The sequence below is a fragment of the Pseudomonas sp. S49 genome (genome assembly GCF_009866785.1).
Classification (GTDB): Bacteria; Pseudomonadota; Gammaproteobacteria; order Pseudomonadales; family Pseudomonadaceae; genus Aquipseudomonas.
In genome coordinates, this window is the sequence record NZ_CP019432.1 from 3,524,361 (window position 1) to 3,543,466 (window position 19,106).

General features: G+C 60.2%; 17 protein-coding genes. 7 read left to right on the plus strand and 10 right to left on the minus strand.

Going from position 1 to position 19,106, the window contains the following annotated elements; all coding sequences use genetic code 11:
- The 5 genes from PspS49_RS15545 to PspS49_RS15565 form a co-directional block, all read right to left on the minus strand.
- The gene (locus PspS49_RS15545; protein WP_160040197.1) at positions 1-1,128 is read right to left on the minus strand and encodes an acyl-CoA dehydrogenase; all 1,128 of its coding nucleotides are present in this window, start codon (positions 1,126-1,128) and stop codon (positions 1-3) included.
- A gap of 142 nt (positions 1,129-1,270) precedes the next feature.
- Positions 1,271-2,464 (minus strand): acetyl-CoA C-acyltransferase, encoded by a 1,194-nt coding sequence (locus tag PspS49_RS15550; RefSeq protein ID WP_160040199.1) that lies wholly within the window; start codon positions 2,462-2,464, stop codon positions 1,271-1,273.
- A 12-nt stretch (positions 2,465-2,476) separates the two neighbouring features.
- A complete protein-coding gene (locus tag PspS49_RS15555) occupies positions 2,477-3,238 on the minus strand; it encodes an SDR family NAD(P)-dependent oxidoreductase (protein WP_160040201.1) in 762 nt (253 codons plus the stop codon).
- Positions 3,239-3,254: 16 nt separating this feature from the next.
- Positions 3,255-4,919, minus strand: coding sequence for an AMP-binding protein (locus PspS49_RS15560; protein ID WP_127927796.1), 1,665 nt, complete (start codon positions 4,917-4,919; stop codon positions 3,255-3,257).
- Between the two features lie 826 nt (positions 4,920-5,745).
- Positions 5,746-6,762, minus strand: a complete 1,017-nt coding sequence (locus PspS49_RS15565; RefSeq protein ID WP_160040203.1) for an AraC family transcriptional regulator — start codon at positions 6,760-6,762, stop codon at positions 5,746-5,748.
- A gap of 289 nt (positions 6,763-7,051) precedes the next feature.
- Between PspS49_RS15565 and efeU the strand changes: the two genes are divergently transcribed.
- From efeU to efeO (PspS49_RS15585), 4 genes are read left to right on the plus strand one after another with little or no spacing between them, the layout of a single operon-like run.
- The gene (gene efeU, locus PspS49_RS15570) at positions 7,052-7,897 is read left to right on the plus strand and encodes an iron uptake transporter permease EfeU (RefSeq protein WP_077572785.1); all 846 of its coding nucleotides are present in this window, start codon (positions 7,052-7,054) and stop codon (positions 7,895-7,897) included.
- Between the two features lie 8 nt (positions 7,898-7,905).
- Positions 7,906-9,105: an iron uptake system protein EfeO gene (efeO, locus tag PspS49_RS15575; protein ID WP_160040205.1), complete on the plus strand. Its 1,200-nt coding sequence runs from the start codon at positions 7,906-7,908 to the stop codon at positions 9,103-9,105.
- A gap of 18 nt (positions 9,106-9,123) precedes the next feature.
- Positions 9,124-10,422, plus strand: coding sequence for an iron uptake transporter deferrochelatase/peroxidase subunit (efeB, locus tag PspS49_RS15580; protein WP_160040207.1), 1,299 nt, complete (start codon positions 9,124-9,126; stop codon positions 10,420-10,422).
- A gap of 27 nt (positions 10,423-10,449) precedes the next feature.
- Positions 10,450-11,274, plus strand: coding sequence for an iron uptake system protein EfeO (efeO, locus tag PspS49_RS15585; protein WP_160040209.1), 825 nt, complete (start codon positions 10,450-10,452; stop codon positions 11,272-11,274).
- 122 nt (positions 11,275-11,396) lie between these two features.
- Here the strand turns inward: efeO (PspS49_RS15585) and pssA are convergent, their stop codons facing one another.
- A complete protein-coding gene (pssA, locus tag PspS49_RS15590) occupies positions 11,397-12,740 on the minus strand; it encodes a CDP-diacylglycerol--serine O-phosphatidyltransferase (RefSeq protein WP_160040211.1) in 1,344 nt (447 codons plus the stop codon).
- 204 nt (positions 12,741-12,944) lie between these two features.
- Here pssA and PspS49_RS15595 point away from each other — a divergent pair, with 204 nt between their 5' ends.
- Both PspS49_RS15595 and PspS49_RS15600 read left to right on the plus strand, forming a co-directional pair.
- Positions 12,945-13,508 (plus strand): TetR family transcriptional regulator, encoded by a 564-nt coding sequence (locus PspS49_RS15595; protein ID WP_150792674.1) that lies wholly within the window; start codon positions 12,945-12,947, stop codon positions 13,506-13,508.
- A gap of 55 nt (positions 13,509-13,563) precedes the next feature.
- Positions 13,564-14,043 carry a nuclear transport factor 2 family protein gene (locus PspS49_RS15600; protein ID WP_038361256.1) on the plus strand — a complete coding sequence of 160 codons (480 nt, stop codon included), beginning with the start codon at positions 13,564-13,566 and terminating at the stop codon, positions 14,041-14,043.
- 122 nt (positions 14,044-14,165) lie between these two features.
- Here PspS49_RS15600 and sfnG read toward each other — a convergent pair whose 3' ends face one another.
- Positions 14,166-15,248: a dimethylsulfone monooxygenase SfnG gene (gene sfnG, locus PspS49_RS15605; RefSeq protein ID WP_150776606.1), complete on the minus strand. Its 1,083-nt coding sequence runs from the start codon at positions 15,246-15,248 to the stop codon at positions 14,166-14,168.
- 334 nt (positions 15,249-15,582) lie between these two features.
- Between sfnG and PspS49_RS15610 the strand changes: the two genes are divergently transcribed.
- The gene (locus PspS49_RS15610; RefSeq protein ID WP_103302453.1) at positions 15,583-16,362 is read left to right on the plus strand and encodes a TSUP family transporter; all 780 of its coding nucleotides are present in this window, start codon (positions 15,583-15,585) and stop codon (positions 16,360-16,362) included.
- On the opposite strand, the gene nudC is transcribed toward PspS49_RS15610, so the two are convergent.
- The 3 genes from nudC to PspS49_RS15625 all read right to left on the minus strand — a co-directional run bounded on the left by nudC (position 16,330) and on the right by PspS49_RS15625 (position 19,106).
- Positions 16,330-17,160 carry an NAD(+) diphosphatase gene (gene nudC, locus PspS49_RS15615; RefSeq protein ID WP_160040213.1) on the minus strand — a complete coding sequence of 277 codons (831 nt, stop codon included), beginning with the start codon at positions 17,158-17,160 and terminating at the stop codon, positions 16,330-16,332. The two genes, PspS49_RS15610 and nudC, sit on opposite strands and share 33 nt — an antisense overlap.
- 6 nt (positions 17,161-17,166) lie before the next feature.
- Positions 17,167-17,979 (minus strand): crotonase/enoyl-CoA hydratase family protein, encoded by an 813-nt coding sequence (locus PspS49_RS15620; protein ID WP_129393953.1) that lies wholly within the window; start codon positions 17,977-17,979, stop codon positions 17,167-17,169.
- Positions 17,980-18,182: 203 nt separating this feature from the next.
- A complete protein-coding gene (locus PspS49_RS15625; protein WP_110718565.1) occupies positions 18,183-19,106 on the minus strand; it encodes a magnesium transporter CorA family protein in 924 nt (307 codons plus the stop codon).

Consider the following 19,106-nt stretch of genomic DNA (forward strand, 5'->3'; position numbering starts at 1 on the left):
TTAAAGATTGCGCGAAATGACCATGCGCTGAATATCGCTGGTGCCTTCGTAGATCTGGCAGACGCGTACGTCGCGGTAGATACGTTCCAGCGGGAAGTCGTTGAGGTAACCGTAACCGCCGAGGGTTTGCAACGCCATCGAACAGACCTTCTCGGCCATCTCCGAGGCGAACAGTTTGGCCATCGACGCCTCGACCAGTGCTGGTTGACCGCTGTCACGCAGGGCGGCGGCGTAATGCACCATTTGCCGGGCGACGGCGATTTGCGTGGCCATGTCGGCCAGGCGGAATGCTACCGCCTGATGCTCGATGATCGGCTTGCCGAAGGTGTCGCGCTCACGGGCATAATCGCGCGCCGCTTCAAATGCGGCGCGGGCCATGCCTACCGATTGCGACGCAATGCCGACGCGGCCACCTTCAAGATTGGCCAGCGCAATCTTGTAGCCCTCGCCCTCTTCACCCAAACGGTTGGCCACCGGCACTTTCACATCTTCAAAGAGAATCTGGCAGGTGTCGGACGCGTGTTGACCGAGCTTGTCTTCGACGCGGGCGACTTTGTAACCCGGTGAATCGGTCGGCACGATAAACGCGCTGATACCGCGTTTGCCGGCACTCGGATCGGTCACCGCAAACACAATCACGATCCCGGCGTTTTGCCCTGAGGTGATGAACTGTTTGCAGCCATTCAGCACGTAGTGATCGCCTTCCAGCCGTGCACGGGTTTTCAGGCTGCTGGCATCGGAACCGGCTTGCGGTTCGGTCAGCGCAAATGCGCCGAGCATGGTGCCGCTGGCCAAGGGTTTGAGGAAGCGTTCGCGCTGATCGTCGTTGCCGAACTTGAGGATCGGCACGCAGCCGACCGAGTTGTGCACGCTCATGATCGTCGAGCAGGCGCCGTCGCCGGCGGCGATTTCTTCCAGGGCCATGGCGTACGCCAGATAACCGGTGTCGCAGCCGCCCCACTGCTCCGGCACGAGCATGCCGAAGAAGCCCAGCCCGGCCATCTGGCCGATGGCTTCCTTGGGGAAACGGTGCTCGCGATCCCACTCGGCAGCGAACGGCTTCAAGCGTTCCTCGGCGAACTGCCGGGCCATGTCGCGGATCTGGGTTTGGTCTTCGTTGGGAATCATGGTGAATCCTTAAATCCGGGTTACCACACAGAACCCCTGTGGGAGCGAGCCTGCTCGCGAAAGCGGTGTGTCAGTAAAGCAAACATTGACTGACATGACGCCTTCGCGAGCAGGCTCGCTCCCACAGGTATTGGCGTTTGCTTCAATACACGCATTCCACGGCCATAGCCGTGGCTTCGCCGCCGCCGATGCAAATCGCCGCGATGCCGCGTTTCTGCTTTCTCTGGCGCAAAGCCGACAGCAACGTCACCAGAATCCGCGCACCCGACGCGCCGATCGGATGACCCAGTGCGCAGGCACCGCCATGCACATTCAGCTTGTCATGGGGGATTTCCAGGTGCGTCATCGCCGCCATGCCAACCACGGCAAACGCCTCGTTGACCTCGAACAGATCGACGTCACCCAACGACCAACCGGTTTTCTTGATCAGCTTCTTGATCGCACCAATCGGCGCCACCGGGAACAGGCCTGGGGTGTCGGCAAACGCGGCATGACCGTGAATCACCGCCAACGGTTTCAGACCGAGTTTCTGCGCTTGCGACTGACGCATCAGCACCAATGCCGCCGCGCCGTCAGAGATCGAACTGGAGTTCGCCGCCGTCACCGTGCCGCCCTCACGGAACGCCGGTTTCAGCGAGGCCACTTTGTCGAGTTTGGCTTTCGGCGGCTGCTCGTCATGGCTGATCAGCACCTGTTCTTTGCCGACGGTCACGGTCAGCGGGACGATTTCGTCCTTGAAGCTGCCGTCCTTGATCGCCTGCTGAGCGCGGGTGGTCGAGGCGATGGCAAAAGCGTCCTGCGCCTCACGGCTGAAGCCATTGGTTTCGGCGCAATCTTCGGCGAAGGTGCCCATCAGGCGCCCTTTGTCGTAAGCGTCTTCAAGGCCATCGAGGAACATCGAGTCGAGCACACGGCCATGGCCCATGCGGTAACCGGCGCGGGCACGATCCAGCAGGTATGGCGAGTTGGACATGCTTTCCATGCCACCGGCGATCACCACATCGGCACTGCCAGCCACCAGCATGTCGTGAGCCAGAATCGTGGTTTCCATGCCCGAACCGCACATCTTGTTGACGGTGGTGCAACGGGTCGACTTATCCAGCCCGGCCCCCAGCGCAGCCTGACGCGCCGGCGCCTGACCGAGGCCGGCGGGCAACACGCAACCAAACAGCACTTCATCAACCGAGTCACTGGCGACACCGGCACGCTCAACCGCAGCCTTGATCGCCGCAGCACCGAGTTGCGGCGCGGTGAGGCTTTTCAGTTCGCCCTGAAAGCCGCCCATTGGCGTGCGCACGGCGCTGACGATAACAATCGGATCGTTGGAAATAGTCATGACAAATCCTCCTTACTTGGCGGCCATACGCAAGGCGCCGTCGAGACGGATCACCTCGCCGTTGAGCATGCTGTTTTCGATGATATGCCGAACCAGTGCAGCGTACTCGGCAGGCTTACCCAGACGTGGCGGGAACGGTACGCCGGCGGCCAGCGAATCGCGGACTTCCGGGGTCATGCCGGCCATCATCGGCGTTTCGAAAATACCTGGGGCGATGGTCATCACGCGGATGCCGAAGCGCGCCAGTTCACGGGCGGCTGGCAGAGTCAGACTGGCGATCGCGCCTTTGGAGGCCGAGTACGCCGCTTGGCCGATCTGACCGTCGAACGCCGCGACCGATGCAGTGTTGATGATCACGCCGCGTTCGCCATCAGCGTTTGGCTCGGATTCGGCAATCGCCGCAGCAGCCAGACGCAGCATGTTGAAGCTGCCGATCAGGTTGACGTTGATCACTTGGGCGAAGCTGCTCAGCGCATGCGGGCCGTTCTTGCCGAGGATCTTCTCGCCACGGACGATACCGGCGCAGTTGACCAGACCGTTGAGGCTGCCAAAGGCTTTTACCGTCGCCTGCACGGCAGCTTCAGCGGCGCCTTCGTTGCTGATGTCGGCGACCACACTTTGTGCGCCCAGACGCTGAGCCTGAGCGGCGACGGCTTCGGCGTTCATGTCCACCAGCATCACTTTGGCGCCGGCACTCACCAGCAGTTCAGCGGTGGCGGCACCGAGGCCGGATGCGCCGCCGGTGACGATAAAAACCTTGTTCTCGATCTGCATGACTGTATTTCCTGATTCAAGCTGAAACGTTATGCGCCGCAGCCTCTTGAGCCTTGGCGATTTCCTGGTTGCGCAAGATAAAGCGCTGCAATTTGCCACTCGGGGTCTTGGGCAATTCGCTGACAAATTCAATTTCACGTGGGTACGAATGCGCCGCCAGACGCTTGCGCACGTGTTGGCGCAGTTCTTCGGCCAGCTCCGGCGCGGCGCGGTATTGCGCACTCAATACGACAAAAGCTTTGACCAGCTCGGTGCGTTCCGGATCGGGTTTGCCGACCACCGCTGCTTCGACCACCGCCGGGTGTTCGATCAGCGCGCTTTCCACGTCGAACGGGCCGACGCGGTAGCCGGAGGTGGTGATCACGTCATCGCTGCGACCGACGAAGCTGATGCTGCCGTCCGGGTTCCATTCCACGGTGTCGCCGCTCAGGTAGTAATCGCCGACGAAGGCTTTGGTCGGCGCGCCTTCATAACCGCCGAACCAGCACATCGGCGATTGCGGCCGGTCGATGGCGAGAATGCCCGGCTGTCCGACGCCGAGTTCGTTGTACTGCTCATCCAGCACGACGATGCGATGGCCCGGCGAGGCGAAACCGGCGGCGCCGACGTGCACCGCGTGATCGAGGCCGTGGTGGTTGCACAGGACCATGCCCAGTTCGGTCTGGCCGTAATGGTCATGAATGACCACATCGAGGTTGTCGGCGAACCAACGAATCACTTCCGGGTTCAGCGGCTCACCGGCGCTGCTGACGATGCGCAATTTGCCTTTGATCGACTTGGCGAACTCATCGCCGCCGGCAATCAACAAACGATAAGCCGTTGGCGAACCGGTGAGGTTAGTGATGCCGTACTTGTTGATCACCCGGCAGGTGCTTTCGAGGGTGAACGGGCCATCGTAGAAGGTGATCGGATGGCCCATCGACAACGGGCCGGTGACGCCGAAATAGATGCCGTAGGCCCAGCCCGGATCGGCGACGTTCCAGAATGAATCTTCCGGGCGCAGATCGACGGCATCGCGGGTGTAACTCTGGAAGGCGACGATGGCTTTGAGTGGCACCGACAGCGCTTTCGACGGGCCGGTGGTGCCTGAGGTGAACATCAGCAGGAACGGGTCTTCACCCGTCAGCAATACCGGTTCGCAGACGCTGGAATGGTTGGCCAGTTCAGCCCAGAAACTGAAGTCGCCACGGACGATGCCCTGGCCTTTCGCGCCGCCGACGGTAACGAGGGTCGGGCAATCGGCGACTTCAGCGAGTTTCGGCCGGTTGACCGCGTCGGTGACCACGACTTTGGCGCCGGAGCTGTTTAGGCGATGTTCGAGGGCTTTCGGGCCGAACGCGGTGAACAGCGGCTGATACACCGCGCCAATGCGCCAGGTGGCCAACACGGTGATGAGCAATTCGACGTTGCGCGGCAGCAGACCGGCGACCTTGTCACCCTTCTGTACGCCTTGGGCGAGAAGAAAATTGGCGAAACGCGCGGCTTTGTCTTGCAGATCGCTGAAGGTGTACGTCGCACTGGCGCCGTCGCGGCCTTCCCAGAACAGCGCAATGCGCCCCGGCAACGCATGGCGGTCGCAGCATTCGACGCAGGCGTTGAGCGCCTCAAGCGTACCGCTGAGCGCGGCATCCACGGTGTGCTGATAGTTGAACTGTGCGGTGGCAGACAAGTAATCGCGCATTGCCAGAATCCCTCTGTTTTTTATTAGGCTGGGAAGCGTAAACAACAGAGGGATAGTCGCGCTGTGCGGGGGCTGGGGCAATGGTCAAAGCTATCAATGTGGCTGACTGGTTTGGCCATGCCCTGCCACACCGATCGTTCCCACGCTCTGCGTGGGAATGCAGCCTCGGACGCTCTGCGTCCGCTCCAGAACTGGAACGCGGAGCGTCCCTTGAGGCATTCCCACGCGGAGCGTGGGAACGATCAAGCGGCGGGAAGTGTTCGATCAGACAACCTCATTCAGAATCAGCGTGCGGTAATGCCCAGGATTCGACCCCGACCACTTGCGAAACGCCCTCCTGCCACACCGATCGTTCCCACGCTCTGCGTGGGAATGCAGCCTCGGACGCTCTGCGTCCGCTCCGAGCTGGAACGCGGAGCGTCCCTTGAGGCATTCCCACGCGGAGCGTGGGAACGATCAAACGGCGGGATGTGTTGGGTCAGACAACCTCGTTCAGGATCAACGTGCGATAGTGGCCCGGATTCGACCCCGACCACTTGCGAAACGCCCTCCTGCCACACCGATCATTCCCACGCTCTGCGTGGGAACGATCAAGCGGCGGATGTGTTGGATCAGACAACCTCATTCAGGATCAGCGTGCGATAGTGGCCCGGATTCGACCCCGACCACTTGCGAAACGCCCTCCTGCCACACCGATCGTTCCCACGCTCTGCGTGGGAATGCAGCCTCGGACGCTCTGCGTCCGCTCCAGAACTGGAACGCGGAGCGTCCCTTGAGGCATTCCCACGCGGAGCGTGGGAACGATCAAGCGGCGGGATGTGTTGGGTCAGACAACCTCGTTCAGGATCAACGTGCGGTAATGTCCCGGATTGGACCCCGACCACTTGCGAAACGCCTTATAGAACGAACTCGCATCGGCAAACCCCAATCGACTGGCAATCTCGACAAAACTGATAGAAGGTTCCGCCAGCCAGATAATCGCCAATTCCTTGCGCACACTGTCCTTGAGGCCTTGATAGGTCTGCCCTTCCTCGGCCAGTCGCCGGCGCAAGGTCGAGGCCGACATGCACAACTGTTGCGCCAGTGCCTCGGTTTCCGGCCATTGTTCAGCGGGCAGTTGTCGCAGGTCGTGTTTGATCCGACTGGCCAGACTCTGCGGGTCGCGGTACTTCACCAGAATGTTCGCCGGTGCATGAGCTAGAAAGCGTTTCAGTTCTTCCGCGCTGCGCTTGATCGGCAGATCGAGGCAATCGGCAGAGAAAATCATTCGAGTACGCGGCCGCTCGAAACGCAGGTTTTCCGAGAACATCACCCGGTAATCATCGGTGAAGTCCGGCGCCGCGCAGCGCAGTTCGATGGCCAGAATCGGAATCCGCCGCCCGGCCAGCCAGCAGGCCACGCCGTGGACGATCATCCAGTAGGTGAAATAAGTGAAGGCGCGGCGCGGTTCGGGGTCGTCCTCCAGCAGGACGATTTCCGCGAGACTTTGCTGGTGCACCAGTTGCGCCGGCATGCGTTCAAGCATCAATGACAGAAAGCTCAGGCCCGTGCTCAAACCCGCTGCCAGCGTCGGTTGCGCCATCGCGCTGCGACAGAGGAATTCAAGGCTGCCGGACTTGAGCTTGCGCGGGTCCATGCCGAAGAACTCGTCATCGCCACGGCGGGCCAGCAAGCGCCAGAGCTTTGCGTACTGCGAGGCCGGCACCCGGCTGTGTTCGGTTGGCAGCAACGCCGGATCAATCCCGACCTTGTTCAAGACCTCTTCGGTGGCTGCGCCCGGGGCACAACTTTGCAGCAGCGCTTCACGCACCAGTTGAACGGCGATGGTGTCTTTTTCCGACATGGAGCGCGGTTAACCTTGTTGTTTTGGGTGGCATGCATATTACCGCAGGTGGCGAATTCAACACGAACCCCTGTAGGAGTGAGCCTGCTCGCGATAGCGGTGGGTCTGAAAAATCAGCGCTGACTGACACGACGCCATCGCGAGCAGGCGAAGGCCTACAGGGATCAATGCGAGGCAAAAATTGAGGTCGTTCAGCAACTGTTCAGGTTTATGTCAATCAATGTCATGTGAGAATGACTTTCATTATGTTACAACTTGTAACCTCTTCGAATGACTTGTTGGATGCCGAATGCTCGTTCCCTTCCTGATCATGCTGCGCGAAGGCATTGAAGCCGCGCTGATCGTTGGCATTATCGCCAGCTACCTGCAACAGACCGGCCGTGGCCAGTGGATGCCCGCCGTGTGGATCGGCGTGTTTCTCGCCGCAGCCCTCGCCCTGCTGGTCGGCGGTGGTCTGGAGTTGGTCAGCGCTGAATTCCCGCAAAAGCAGCAGGAGCTGTTCGAGGGCATTGTCGGCCTGGTGGCCGTGGGCATTCTCAGCTCCATGGTGTTCTGGATGCGCAAGGTCGCGCGCTCGATCAAGCATTCGCTGCAAGCCTCACTGGATCAGGCGCTGACTTCTTCGAAGCATCAAGTGATCGCCTTGATCGCCATGGTGTTTTTCGCCGTCGCCCGTGAAGGCCTGGAAACGGTGTTTTTCCTGCTCGCGGTGTTCCAGCAGAGCGAAGGCCCGGGCGCGCCGATCGGTGCCCTGCTCGGGCTGATTCTGGCGATCATCGTCGGTTTCCTGATCTACAGCGGCAGCATGCGCCTCAACCTTTCGGCGTTCTTCAAGTGGACCGGCCTGTTCATTCTGGTGGTCGCCGCCGGGATTCTAGCCAACTCGGTGCAGGCGCTGCATGAAGCCGGGCTGTGGAATCACCTGCAAACCGTGCTGTTCGACTTCAGCGCGACGCTGCCGATGGACGGCCCGCTGGGCTCGGTGCTGGCCGGCATGTTCGGTTATCAGGATGCGCCGACCGTCAGCACCCTCGGGGCGTATCTGATCTATCTGCTGGTGGCACTGGTGATGTTCTTTTACCCGGCTCCCGCGCCGAAGCCTTCCGCACAATCGTCTTCCGTTTCCAGCCAATAAGGGCATTCATGTCAAAGCCTAACTCTCCTCAGGCCTCCCCTCCCCGCGCCTTGCGCTGGGCGGTGGCCGGCTCGGTGGTGGTGATGATCGCCGCCGGCGGCCTGTTTTATTACGCCTCGAAAATGGCCGCGGCCAAGCGTCAGCACAATCACGATGAAGTGGTGGTGAATATTCATCCGGGCAGTTGCGAGCCGAACGCGCTGACGGTGCCGGCCGGCCGCGCCAGTTTCCGCATCGTCAATCGCTCCGACCGTGCGGTGGAATGGGAAATTCTCGACGGCGTACTCGTCGTCGAGGAGCGTGAAAACATTGCGCCAGGCCTGAGTCAGGTGATCAACGCCAATCTGCAACCCGGCGATTACGCGATCACCTGCGGCCTGCTGAGCAACCCGCGCGGCACCTTGCACGTGACGCCAACCGCTGCCTCCGACGCTGCCGCCAAAGCCAAACCATCAATGGTCGCTTTCATCGGGCCGTTGTCGGAGTTCCGTGTGTACCTGGCCAGCCAGAGCAGCGTGCTGATCAAAGCCATGACGGCGCTCAATCAAGCCATTGAAAGCGGCGATTTGGCTCAGGCTCAGGCGCTGTATCTGCCCGCACGTGTCGCTTATCAACATCTGGCCCCGGCCGCGCAGCGTCTGGCCGAACTGGACAACAGCATCAACGCCCGCGCCGATTACTTCGAAAAACGCGAGCAGGATCCAGCGTTCGTCGGTTTCCACCGTCTCGAATTCGGCCTGTTCCAACAGCGCAAACTCGACGATCTGACGCCGGTCGCCCAGCGTCTGCTCAGCGATGTCACCACGCTCAAACAGCAATTGCTCGCGCAGTCGCTGCCGCCGGAGCAACTGGTCAACGTCATCGTGCGCAACCTCAACACCTTGGCCGACGTCCGCGCCGCCAGCGGTGAAGAGGAACGCTACAGCCACAGCGACCTCAACGGTTTCGCCGCCAATGCGCAAACCGCGCGCAAAGTCGTCGATCTGCTGCGGCCAATGCTGAGCAAATCTGCCGCCGACCTGTTGCCGAAAATCGACAAGGCACTGGCGGACTTCGACAGCGAACTCGACAGCTACAAGATCAAGGACGGCTACGCCAGCTACGACTCCATCAGCGGCGCACAACGCAAGCAGATCGCCGACAAGGCTCAGGCTCTGGCCGACGCACTGGATGGCATCGATCCCGCCCTCGGCCTTTCCGGCCTGTAAGCAGAAGACCCATTCCCGATGAAAGATTCAGAAAACCTCAACCTGCAACGTCGCCGTGTCCTGATGGGCATGGGCGCCGCCGGTGTCGCCCTCGCTGGTTCCGCCCTGAGCTGCCCGGCCATGGCCGCCGCGCCGGCGCAAGTCACCGAAGCGCCGAGCAGCGACAAGACCGAAGACCGCCACGATTTTCACGGCATGCACCAGACCGGCATCGTCACCCCGCGTCCGGCCTCGGGCATGCTGGTTTCATTCGATGTGTTGGCCAGTGATCGCGAAGACCTCGAGCGGCTGTTCCGTACGCTCAACGAGCGCATCGCGTTTCTGATGACGGGTGGCCCCGTCGCGCAGATCGATCCGAAACTGCCACCGCCAGATTCCGGCATCCTCGGCCCGAACGTAACCCCGGACAACCTGACCATCACCGTTTCCGTCGGCGAGTCGCTGTTCGACGAGCGCTTCGGTCTGGCCGAGGCCAAACCCAAACGGCTGATCCGTATGGTCGGTTTCCCCAACGATGCGCTGGACGCCGACTGCTGCCATGGCGACCTGAGCCTGCAGTTCTGCTCGAACACCGCCGACACCAACATTCACGCCCTGCGCGACATCGTCAAAAACCTGCCCGATCTGCTGCTGGTGCGCTGGAAACAGGAAGGCAGCGTGCCGCCGCAAGCCCCGGCGAAACCGGGCGTGCCGGCACAATCGGCGCGCAATTTCCTCGGTTTCCGCGACGGCTCGGCCAACCCGGATTCCAACGATGGCAAAGCCATGGATCGCCTGGTCTGGGTGCAACCGGGCAGCGATGAACCGGCCTGGGCTGCCCACGGCAGCTATCAGGCCGTGCGGATCATCCGCAACTTCGTCGAGCGCTGGGATCGCACGCCGTTGCAGGAGCAGGAAAGCATCCTTGGCCGGGTCAAAACCACCGGTGCACCGATGGGTGGCCAGCATGAAAGCGAGGTCCCGGATTACAGCAAGGACCCGGCGGGCAAACTGACCAAACTCGACGCGCACATTCGCCTGGCTAATCCGCGCACGGCTGCGACTCAGGCCAACCTGATCCTGCGCCGGCCGTTCAACTATTCCAACGGCGTGAACAAGAACGGCCAGCTCGACATGGGCCTGCTGTTCATCTGTTACCAGGCTGATCTGGAAAAAGGCTTCATCACCGTGCAGACCCGCCTCAACGGCGAGCCGCTGGAGGAATACCTCAAACCGGTCGGCGGCGGCTACTTCTTCACCCTGCCGGGTGTCACCGGCGACAAGGACTTCATCGGCCGCTCGCTGCTCAACGCCACACAACCGAAAACCGCTGCATAAAACAATCTCGACACTGGAGCCGCCCCCATGAAAAAGACGCCACTCGCGTTATTGCTGACCCTTGGTTTGCTCAACACCCCGCTGTCGGCGTTTGCCGCGACAGCGCCGCTGGATCTGGTCGGGCCGGTTTCGGACTACAAGATTTACGTCACCGAGCAATTGGATGAACTGGGTAGCCACACCCAACAATTCACCGACGCCGTGAAGAAAGGCGACCTGGCCACCGCGCAAAAGCTCTACGCACCGACCCGCGTTTACTACGAGTCGATCGAGCCGATTGCCGAGCTGTTCAGTGACCTTGATGCGTCCATCGACTCCCGTGTCGACGACCACGAGAAAGGCGTGAAAGCCGAGGACTTCACCGGTTTCCACCGCATCGAATACACGCTGTTCTCGGAGAAAAGCACTCAGGGCCTGAACGCGCTGGCAGACAAGCTCAACAGCGACGTCAAAGACCTGCAAACCCGCGTCGCCGGCCTGACCTTCCCGCCTGAGAAAGTCGTCGGCGGTGCTGCTGCGCTGCTGGAAGAAGTCGCCGCGACCAAGATCTCCGGCGAAGAAGATCGCTACAGCCACACCGACCTGTATGACTTCCAGGGCAATATCGACGGTGCGAAGAAAATCGTTGATCTGTTCCGTCCGCAAATTGAAGAACAGGACAAGGCGTTTGTCGCGAAGGTCGACAAGAACTTTGCCACGGTCGACAAGATTCTGGCCAAGTACAAGACCAAGGATGGTGGTTTCGAGACTTATGACAAGGTGAAGGATAACGACCGTAAAGCGCTGGTTGGGCCGGTGAATACACTGGCGGAAGACCTGTCCACGTTGCGTGGCAAGTTGGGTCTGAATTAAGTTTTGTAGCGCCTGTTGAGGCCCTATCGCGAGCAGGCTCACTCCTACATTAGGAATGCGTTCCCCTGTAGGAGTGAGCCTGCTCGCGATAGCGGTTGTATGACCGCTACAAATTCAAAGCCTTACAAAATCCGATAGAGCAACCGCTCAATCCGCACCCGGCTCACGCGCTTGAGAAACTTGGCCACCCCGGCCGGGTACTCTGGCAGCGTCTCCAGACTCTGAAAGCTGTCGATCCGCGTGGTATGGCGGAAAATCTCTTCCAGCTCCTTCGCTCGCGGCTCCAGCCATTCGCCTTTCGGGTCATCAATCAGCAGCGCGTTTTCCAGGTCCAGTCGGAACGCCCTTGGATTGAGGTTGTTGCCGGTCAGCAGCGTATAGCGCTGGTCGATCCACATGCCCTTGAGGTGATAGGTGTTGTCGCCATCACGCCACAGATGCAGGTTCAACTGACCGCTGTCGATGTTGCGCTGATGCCGTTTGGCGAAGCGGCGCAGGCTGATCTCGTACAGATACGGTAGCGCCGCAATCACCTTGAACGGCTCGCTCGGCGGGATATAGAAATCGTTGGCGGTCTTGTCGCCGACGACGATATCGATCTTCACGCCACGAGCCAGCGCGCGGTTGATCTCACGGATCACGCCCAGCGGCAGGTTGAAGTACGGCGTGCAGATGGTCAGTTGCTTTTGCGCGCTGGCGATCAACTCAAGAATCGCCCGGTTCAACGGGTTGTTCTTGCCGACGCCGAGCAACGGAGTGACTGACAGGCCTTCTCTGGCCGTGCTGCCGGTGGCGGTATCGTACGTCGCGTATTTGAGACGGCTGCGCAGATCACCGATGTCGTTGCGCAGGCTACGCGTAGTCGGCAGGTTTGGCAGATCGAGGCGATGCACAGCTTTCGATTCGATCAGGCCGTGCTTGACCAAGTGATGCATCGAATCGGCCAGTTCGCGACTTTGCAGGACGTGATAACGGTCGAAACGGTACTTGTCGAACTTGTGCAGGTAAACGTTGTTCAGGCTCGCGCCGCTGTAGACCACGCAGTCGTCGATCACGAAGCCTTTCAAATGCAGCACACCAAACAACTCGCGGGTCTGCACCGGCACGCCGTACACCGGCACTTCGCTCTGGTGCGTGCGGGTCATTTCCTGATACCACGCCGAGTTGCCCGGCTGCTTTCCGGCGCCGATCAGCCCGCGCTGGGCACGCAACCAATCGACGACCACGGCGATTTCCAGCTCGGGGCGCTTAAGCTTGGCCGCGTGGAGAGCATCGAGGATTTCCTGACCGGCTTCGTCTTGCTGCAGATACAGCGCGACGATGTAGATGCGCTGGGTCGCCGTGGCGATTTTTTCCAGCAGGCAACGACGGAACTCGGCGGCGCCGGACAGAATGGTCACGGCCTCGGCGGTCAGCGGAAAGCTGCGCAGTTTAGGCAGCAGGGAACGTTTGAAAAGCAACGGCATAGGGCTCGCAATGGGTCGAATCCGAAGAACCCGAGAGCTTACACCATCGCATCCTTCGGGTCTTGTTAGTGCCCGTAAAGAGATCAAAAGATCGCAGCCTTCGGCAGCTCCTACACGGGCCAATGTAGGAGCTGCCGAAGGCTGCGATCTTTTGATCCTAAAAAACCATTGCCAAAGGAGAACAATCGTTCTACTGTTCGCCACATGAACGAAATCACTAGCAACGACACACGAGACATCATTCTGGATGTCACCGAAAAGCTGATCTACAAAAGTGGCATCGCTGCCACCAGCATGGATCTTCTGGTGAAAACCGCCGGCGTCTCCAGAAAAAGTATTTACCGTTACTTTGCCGACAAGGACGCCTTGACCGTTGCCGCCCTGCAACGCCGCGACGTGCGCTGGATGCACTGGTACCGAAGCGCTGTCGATCAAGCCGAAACCCCGGCCGATCGCCTGCTCAACCTGTTCACCGTGCTCAAGAGCTGGTTCGCCTCGGAAGGTTTCCGTGGCTGCGCGTTCATCAACACCAGCGGCGAGACCGGCGACCCGCAGGACCCGGTGCGCCTGGTCGCCAAAGAACACAAACAGAAGCTGCTCGACTATGTGTGCGAGCTGTGTACCGAACATGGCGCCGAGGATCCGCAACTGCTGGCCAGACAGCTGCTGATCCTGATTGACGGTGCCATTACCGTAGCGCTTGTGATGGGTGATCACAGTGCCGCCGATAATGCGCAATGCATGGCGCGAAAGTTATTGGACCTGTAACGCCTTAATAAGCCGGACTTGTTGTTCAATTATTAATTAGATCGGGAGACTGAACATGTCTACTGCAGCCCAGGTACGTCCGCCATTGCCGCCCTTCAACCGTGAATCGGCGATCGAAAAAGTTCGTTTGGCCGAGGATGGCTGGAACTCCCGCGACCCGGAACGGGTATCGCTGGCCTACACCCTCGACACCAAGTGGCGTAACCGCGCCGAGTTCGCCAACAATCGCGAAGAAGCCAAGGCCTTCCTCACCCGTAAATGGGCGAAAGAACTGGACTACCGCTTGATCAAGGAGCTCTGGGCCTACTCGGATACCCGCATCGCCGTGCGCTACGCCTATGAATGGCACGATGATTCGGGTAACTGGTTCCGCTCTTACGGCAATGAAAACTGGGAATTCGATGAACAGGGCCTGATGTTCCAGCGCTACGCGTGCATCAACGACATGCCGATCAAGGAAAGCGAACGCAAGTTCCACTGGCCACTGGGCCGGCGCCCGGATGATCATCCAAGCCTGTCTGACCTCGGTCTCTGATTTCACAGTGAGTTCAATTGTGGGAGCGAGCCTGCTCGCGAAGGCGTCGTATCAGTCAATGTAGTTGTTGCTGACACACGGCTTTCGCGAGCAGGCTCGCTCCCACATTGGCTCCTCGGTGTTCAGGCGACGGCGGCGGTCTTCTCGGCCTCCAGTTCACGCACCAGCGGTAATACGCGCCGCCCGAAATATTCGACCTCTTCCTGAAAGTGCAGAAACCCCGCCAGCACCAGATCCACCCCCACCGCCTTCAGCGCCACAATCCGCTCGGCAATCTGCAACGGCGTGCCGATCAAGTTGGTTTTGAAGCCATCGTTGTACTGCACCAGATCCTCAAACGTCGATTTCGCCCAGTTGCCCTCACCCTCCGGCGATGCCCGGCCCGCTTGTTTCGCCGCGTCGCCAAAGGCGTTCACGGCTTCCGGGTCAGCCTGATCGATGATCTGCGCCAGCACGGCCCGCGCCTCTTCTTCGGTATCACGGGCGATGACAAACGCGTTGACGCCAACTTTCACCGAATGATTATTCGCCGCTGCTTTGGCACGAATATCGTCGACCTGCGCCCTGATCCCTTCAACGCTGTTGCCATTGGTGAAATACCAGTCCGAAACCCGCGCCGCCATGTCCCGTGCCGCACGCGAACTGCCACCCTGAAAGATCTCCGGACGGCCCAAGGGTTTCGGTTTCAGGCTGTAATTGTCGAAGCGGTAGAAGTCGCCGCGAAAGGTGAAGTTGTCCTCGCTCCACACGCCGCGCAATGAACGGATGAACTCTTCGGAACGACGATAACGCTCGTCGTGCTCCAGCCAATGCTCGCCGATGGCTTGAAACTCGCCTTTGAACCAGCCGCTGACGATGTTCACCGCGATGCGGCCGTTGGTGAGTTGATCGATCGTCGCCAGTTGCTTGGCCGCCAGCGCCGGTTGCCACGGGCCGGGCAGGATCGCTGCGATCACCTTGAGTTTGCTGGTGGCCGCGAGTAACGCGTGGCTGAACGCAACTGACTCATGCTGAAACTCGGCGCCGTAACCGGCGGTGAAGCGGATCTGCGTCAGCGCGTATTCGAACCCGGCAGCCTCGGCGAGCTGCGCCAGTTTGCGGTTGTAGTCGATGCCCCAATCGGTGCGCTGTTCGATCTTGCTGACCACCAGCCCACCGCTGACGTTCGGCACCCAGTAGGCAAATTTCACGGCTTGCTGACTCATTGGCGTGTCCTCGGGACGTTTGCGGAGATGAGGGTGGTAGAGCAGCAAGCGTGCCAGGGTTGAAATGCCTGGTTTTATTGGTGTTCGGCGTTGGATAGATGTTTTGTAGAGGGGAGATTTGTTGGCTGGATGTTGAGTGGGCAACAGTAGATTTTGCAGTGGCTGGAAAGCCGCCTTCGCGAGCAGGCTCGCTCCCACAGGGTGGAATGCATTCCAAATGTGGGAGCGAGCCTGCTCGCGAAGGCGTCAGACGGGTCGCCGCAACAGTTGGATACAGGTAACATGACCGCCCTCCCCGCAGCCAAATCTGCGCCCTGCCGAATAAGCCGATTCCATGCCTTTCGAACTCAGCGTTGACCTCACCACCCTGGCCATTCTGGCCCTCGTCGCTTTCATTGCCGGTTTCATCGATGCCATCGCTGGCGGTGGCGGTCTGTTGACCACACCGGCCCTGCTGACGGCTGGCCTGCCGCCGCACCTGGTGCTGGGCACCAACAAGCTGAGTTCGACTTTCGGTTCGGCCACCGCCAGTTTCACCTTTTACCGCCGCAAACTGTTCCACCCTCGGCAGTGGGTGCACGCGATTGTCGGCACGCTGGTCGGCGCATTGACCGGCGCCATCGTCGCCCATTACCTGCCGGCCGAATGGCTGAACAAGATGCTTCCGGTAATCGTCTTCGCCTGCGGCCTGTATCTATTGTTCGGCGGCACGCCAAAAGCACCGCTGGACAGCGATGCGCCGATCAAAAAGAAATGGCAGTCGACCCAGGGCTTCAGCCTCGGTTTCTACGACGGCGTGGCGGGTCCGGGCACCGGCGCGTTCTGGACGGTGAGCAGCCTGCTGCTTTACCCGATCGACCTGGTCAAGGCCAGCGGCGTAGCGCGCAGCATGAACTTCGTCAGCAACATTGCGGCGCTGTCGGTGTTCGTGTTTTCCGGACAGGTGGACTGGATCATCGGCCTGAGCATGGGCCTGTCGGTGATGGTCGGCGCGTTCTTTGGCGCGCGCACCGCGATCAGCGGCGGCGCCAAGTTCATTCGCCCGGTGTTCATCACCGTGGTACTGGGATTGACCGTGCGCCTAGCCTGGCAGCACTGGTTCAGCGTGGCCTAAGCGCCGCGCCACGTAGACGTCGATCAGGTAACGGGCAATCGACTTGGACGCCGGCAACGGCGGCAGGTCGTGCACGTTGAACCACTGGGCGTCTTCGATCTCGTCTTCCTGACAGACAATCTCGCCGCCGGCATATTCGGCATGGAAGCCGAGCATCATCGAATGCGGGAACGGCCAGCACTGGCTGCCCAGATACTGAATATTCTTCACCTCGATCTGCACTTCCTCGCGCACTTCCCGAATCAGGCAATCCTCGGCTGACTCGCCCGGCTCGGCGAACCCCGCCAGCGTGCTGTACACCCCGGTAACGAAGCGCGGTGAGCGCGCCAACAGGACCTCGTCGCCACGGGTGATCAGCACGATCATGCTCGGCGAAATACGCGGATAACTGCGCAGATCGCACGGCTGGCAATACATCGCCCGTTCACGCGGCACTTGCGTCATGGCTTGCCCGCAATTGCCGCAGAAACGATGTTCGCGGGCCCAGGTGCCGATCTGCGCGGCGTAACCGAGCACTTTGTAGATCGTGTGATCGCCGTCGAGCATGAACGCCCGCAGGCCTTTCCAGTTGCAACCCGGCACCTCACTGGTACTGCGCAGTTCGAGCAGGTACACCGGCTCGCCATCGAGATGGCCAATGCCGTGTTCGGCGAGGACTGACAAGTCCTGCCGCTTGAGCCATTCCCGAGGGAATAACGCGCCGTTGTCATCGAACAGAAAGCCTTCCGGGCTGCGCGCCACGGCCCAGCCGCCAGGTTGATCGGTGTCCAGTACTGCAGTGGTCCAGCGAGCTGTCATGGTTTCTCAGTCCAGAAATTCGGGTTTCTGTTTGCTCATATGGGCGGCCATGGCCACGCGCAAATCGGTGGATTGCAGCATGGCGGCGTTCCAGGTGGCAACGTATTCGAGGCCGTCGTCGATGCGATGGTCGCGCATGTAGCTGATCATTTCCTTGGTGCCGGTGACCGCGATCGGCGATTTCGAAGCGATCTCACGAGCAATGTCGATCACACCTTCGAGCAGCGCGTCCTTGTCGCTGTAGACGCGGTTGACCAGGCCAATGCTGCGCGCCTCGTCAGCGCCGAAAGTGCGACCGGTGTAAGCCAGCTCACGCAGCATGCCGTCACCGATGATCCGTGGCAACCGTTGCAAAGTGCCAACATCGGCGGCCATGCCGATATCGATTTCCTTGATCGAGAATTGCGCGTCTTCGGCGGCGTAGCGCATGTCGCAGGCAGCGATCAGATCGATGGCGCCACCCAGGCAGTAACCCTGAATGGCGGCGAGCACCGGTTTGCGGCAGTTATCGACGGCGTTGAACGAGGCTTGCAGGGTCAGAATCTTGCGACGCAGCAGGCGCGCATTACGGCCGACATCCTTGCCCAGTTCATTGGCGACGCCGGCGAGCATCATCAGGTCGATGCCGGAGGAAAAGTGTTTGCCGTTGCCGCTGAGCACTACCACGCGCACTTCGTCGGTGTCGTCGATCCACTGGAAGATCTCGACGATCTCGCTCCAGAACGCGGCGTTCATCGAATTGATTTTTTCCGGGCGATTGATCTGCACATGGGCGATGTTGTCGGCCAGTTCGACGCTGAAGGCGGAGTATTGAGTCATGGCAGTGATCCTTTACCGGGCTGAAAATGAGGCCCGAACTATAACAAGGCATCACGGTGGCGGTTCGGCCAATTGCGGGACTGTCCTGAGTTTTACTTTGCCCGTGCCGGCCTCTTCGCGAGCAGGCTCACTCCCACAGGAGAATGCATTTCAAAATGTGGGAGCGAGCCTGCTCGCGAAGGCGCCGGATCAGACAACCTGATTCATCGAGCCAATCGCCGCAGCCCAAACAACATCCCCCCCGCCCCCAGCAACATCGCCGCCAGAAACAGCGGATAGGAAACCCACCACGGCGTCCCCGCCGTCATCATGCTGAACTCCGACATCCCGCCAATACTGGCAATCAGGTTCAACGGCAGAAACACCACGTTGATCAACGTCAGTTTGCGCAGCAGGTTGTTCATGCTGTTGTTCATCAGATTGCCGCGCGCATCGATCAGTCCGGAAAACACCGTGGAGTAGATCTCCGCCTGCTTGTAGCACTGGTTGTTTTCGATGATCAGGTCGTCGATCAGGCCGATCGCCTCACTGCCGAAATGCTGCTTCTCGGCATGATTGCGCAGGCGCGTGAGGACCGCGCCGTTGCTGTGTAGCGCGTTGATGTAATAGATCAGGCTTTCGCTGAGGTTGAACATCTGCACCAGATGCTGGTTCTGCATCGAGGCGTTGAATTTCTGCTGCAACTCGCGGGCGACCAGTTTGATCACCTTCAAGTGCCCGAGGTAGTGATGGATGTTGTTGAACAGCAGATCGAGCAAGACATCCAGCGGCGTATTCAGCGGCTGGCGAGTGCCGAGGCCGTGCAGCGGTGTGTCGTCGGTGGCGATCACCAGCAATTGCCCCGGCGCGAACAGCAATCCGCAGGACGACACTTCAAACGCAAGACTGCCGCCACCGGAATAGTTTTCCGGACGCTTCCAGATCAGGAACAGATGGTCGGGATGAAACTCGATGCGCGAGACCTCGTCCGGGTCCAGCGCTGACGCCAGTGCATGCTCATCGACCTTGAAATGACTGTGTAGCAAATCGCGCTCGGCAGCATCAGGGTTGCTGAACAACATGACCTCGGCGTCCAGCCGCTCGACCCGCTGCAAAGCGCCGTGGCTCAGTGCAAAGCTGTTGATCAT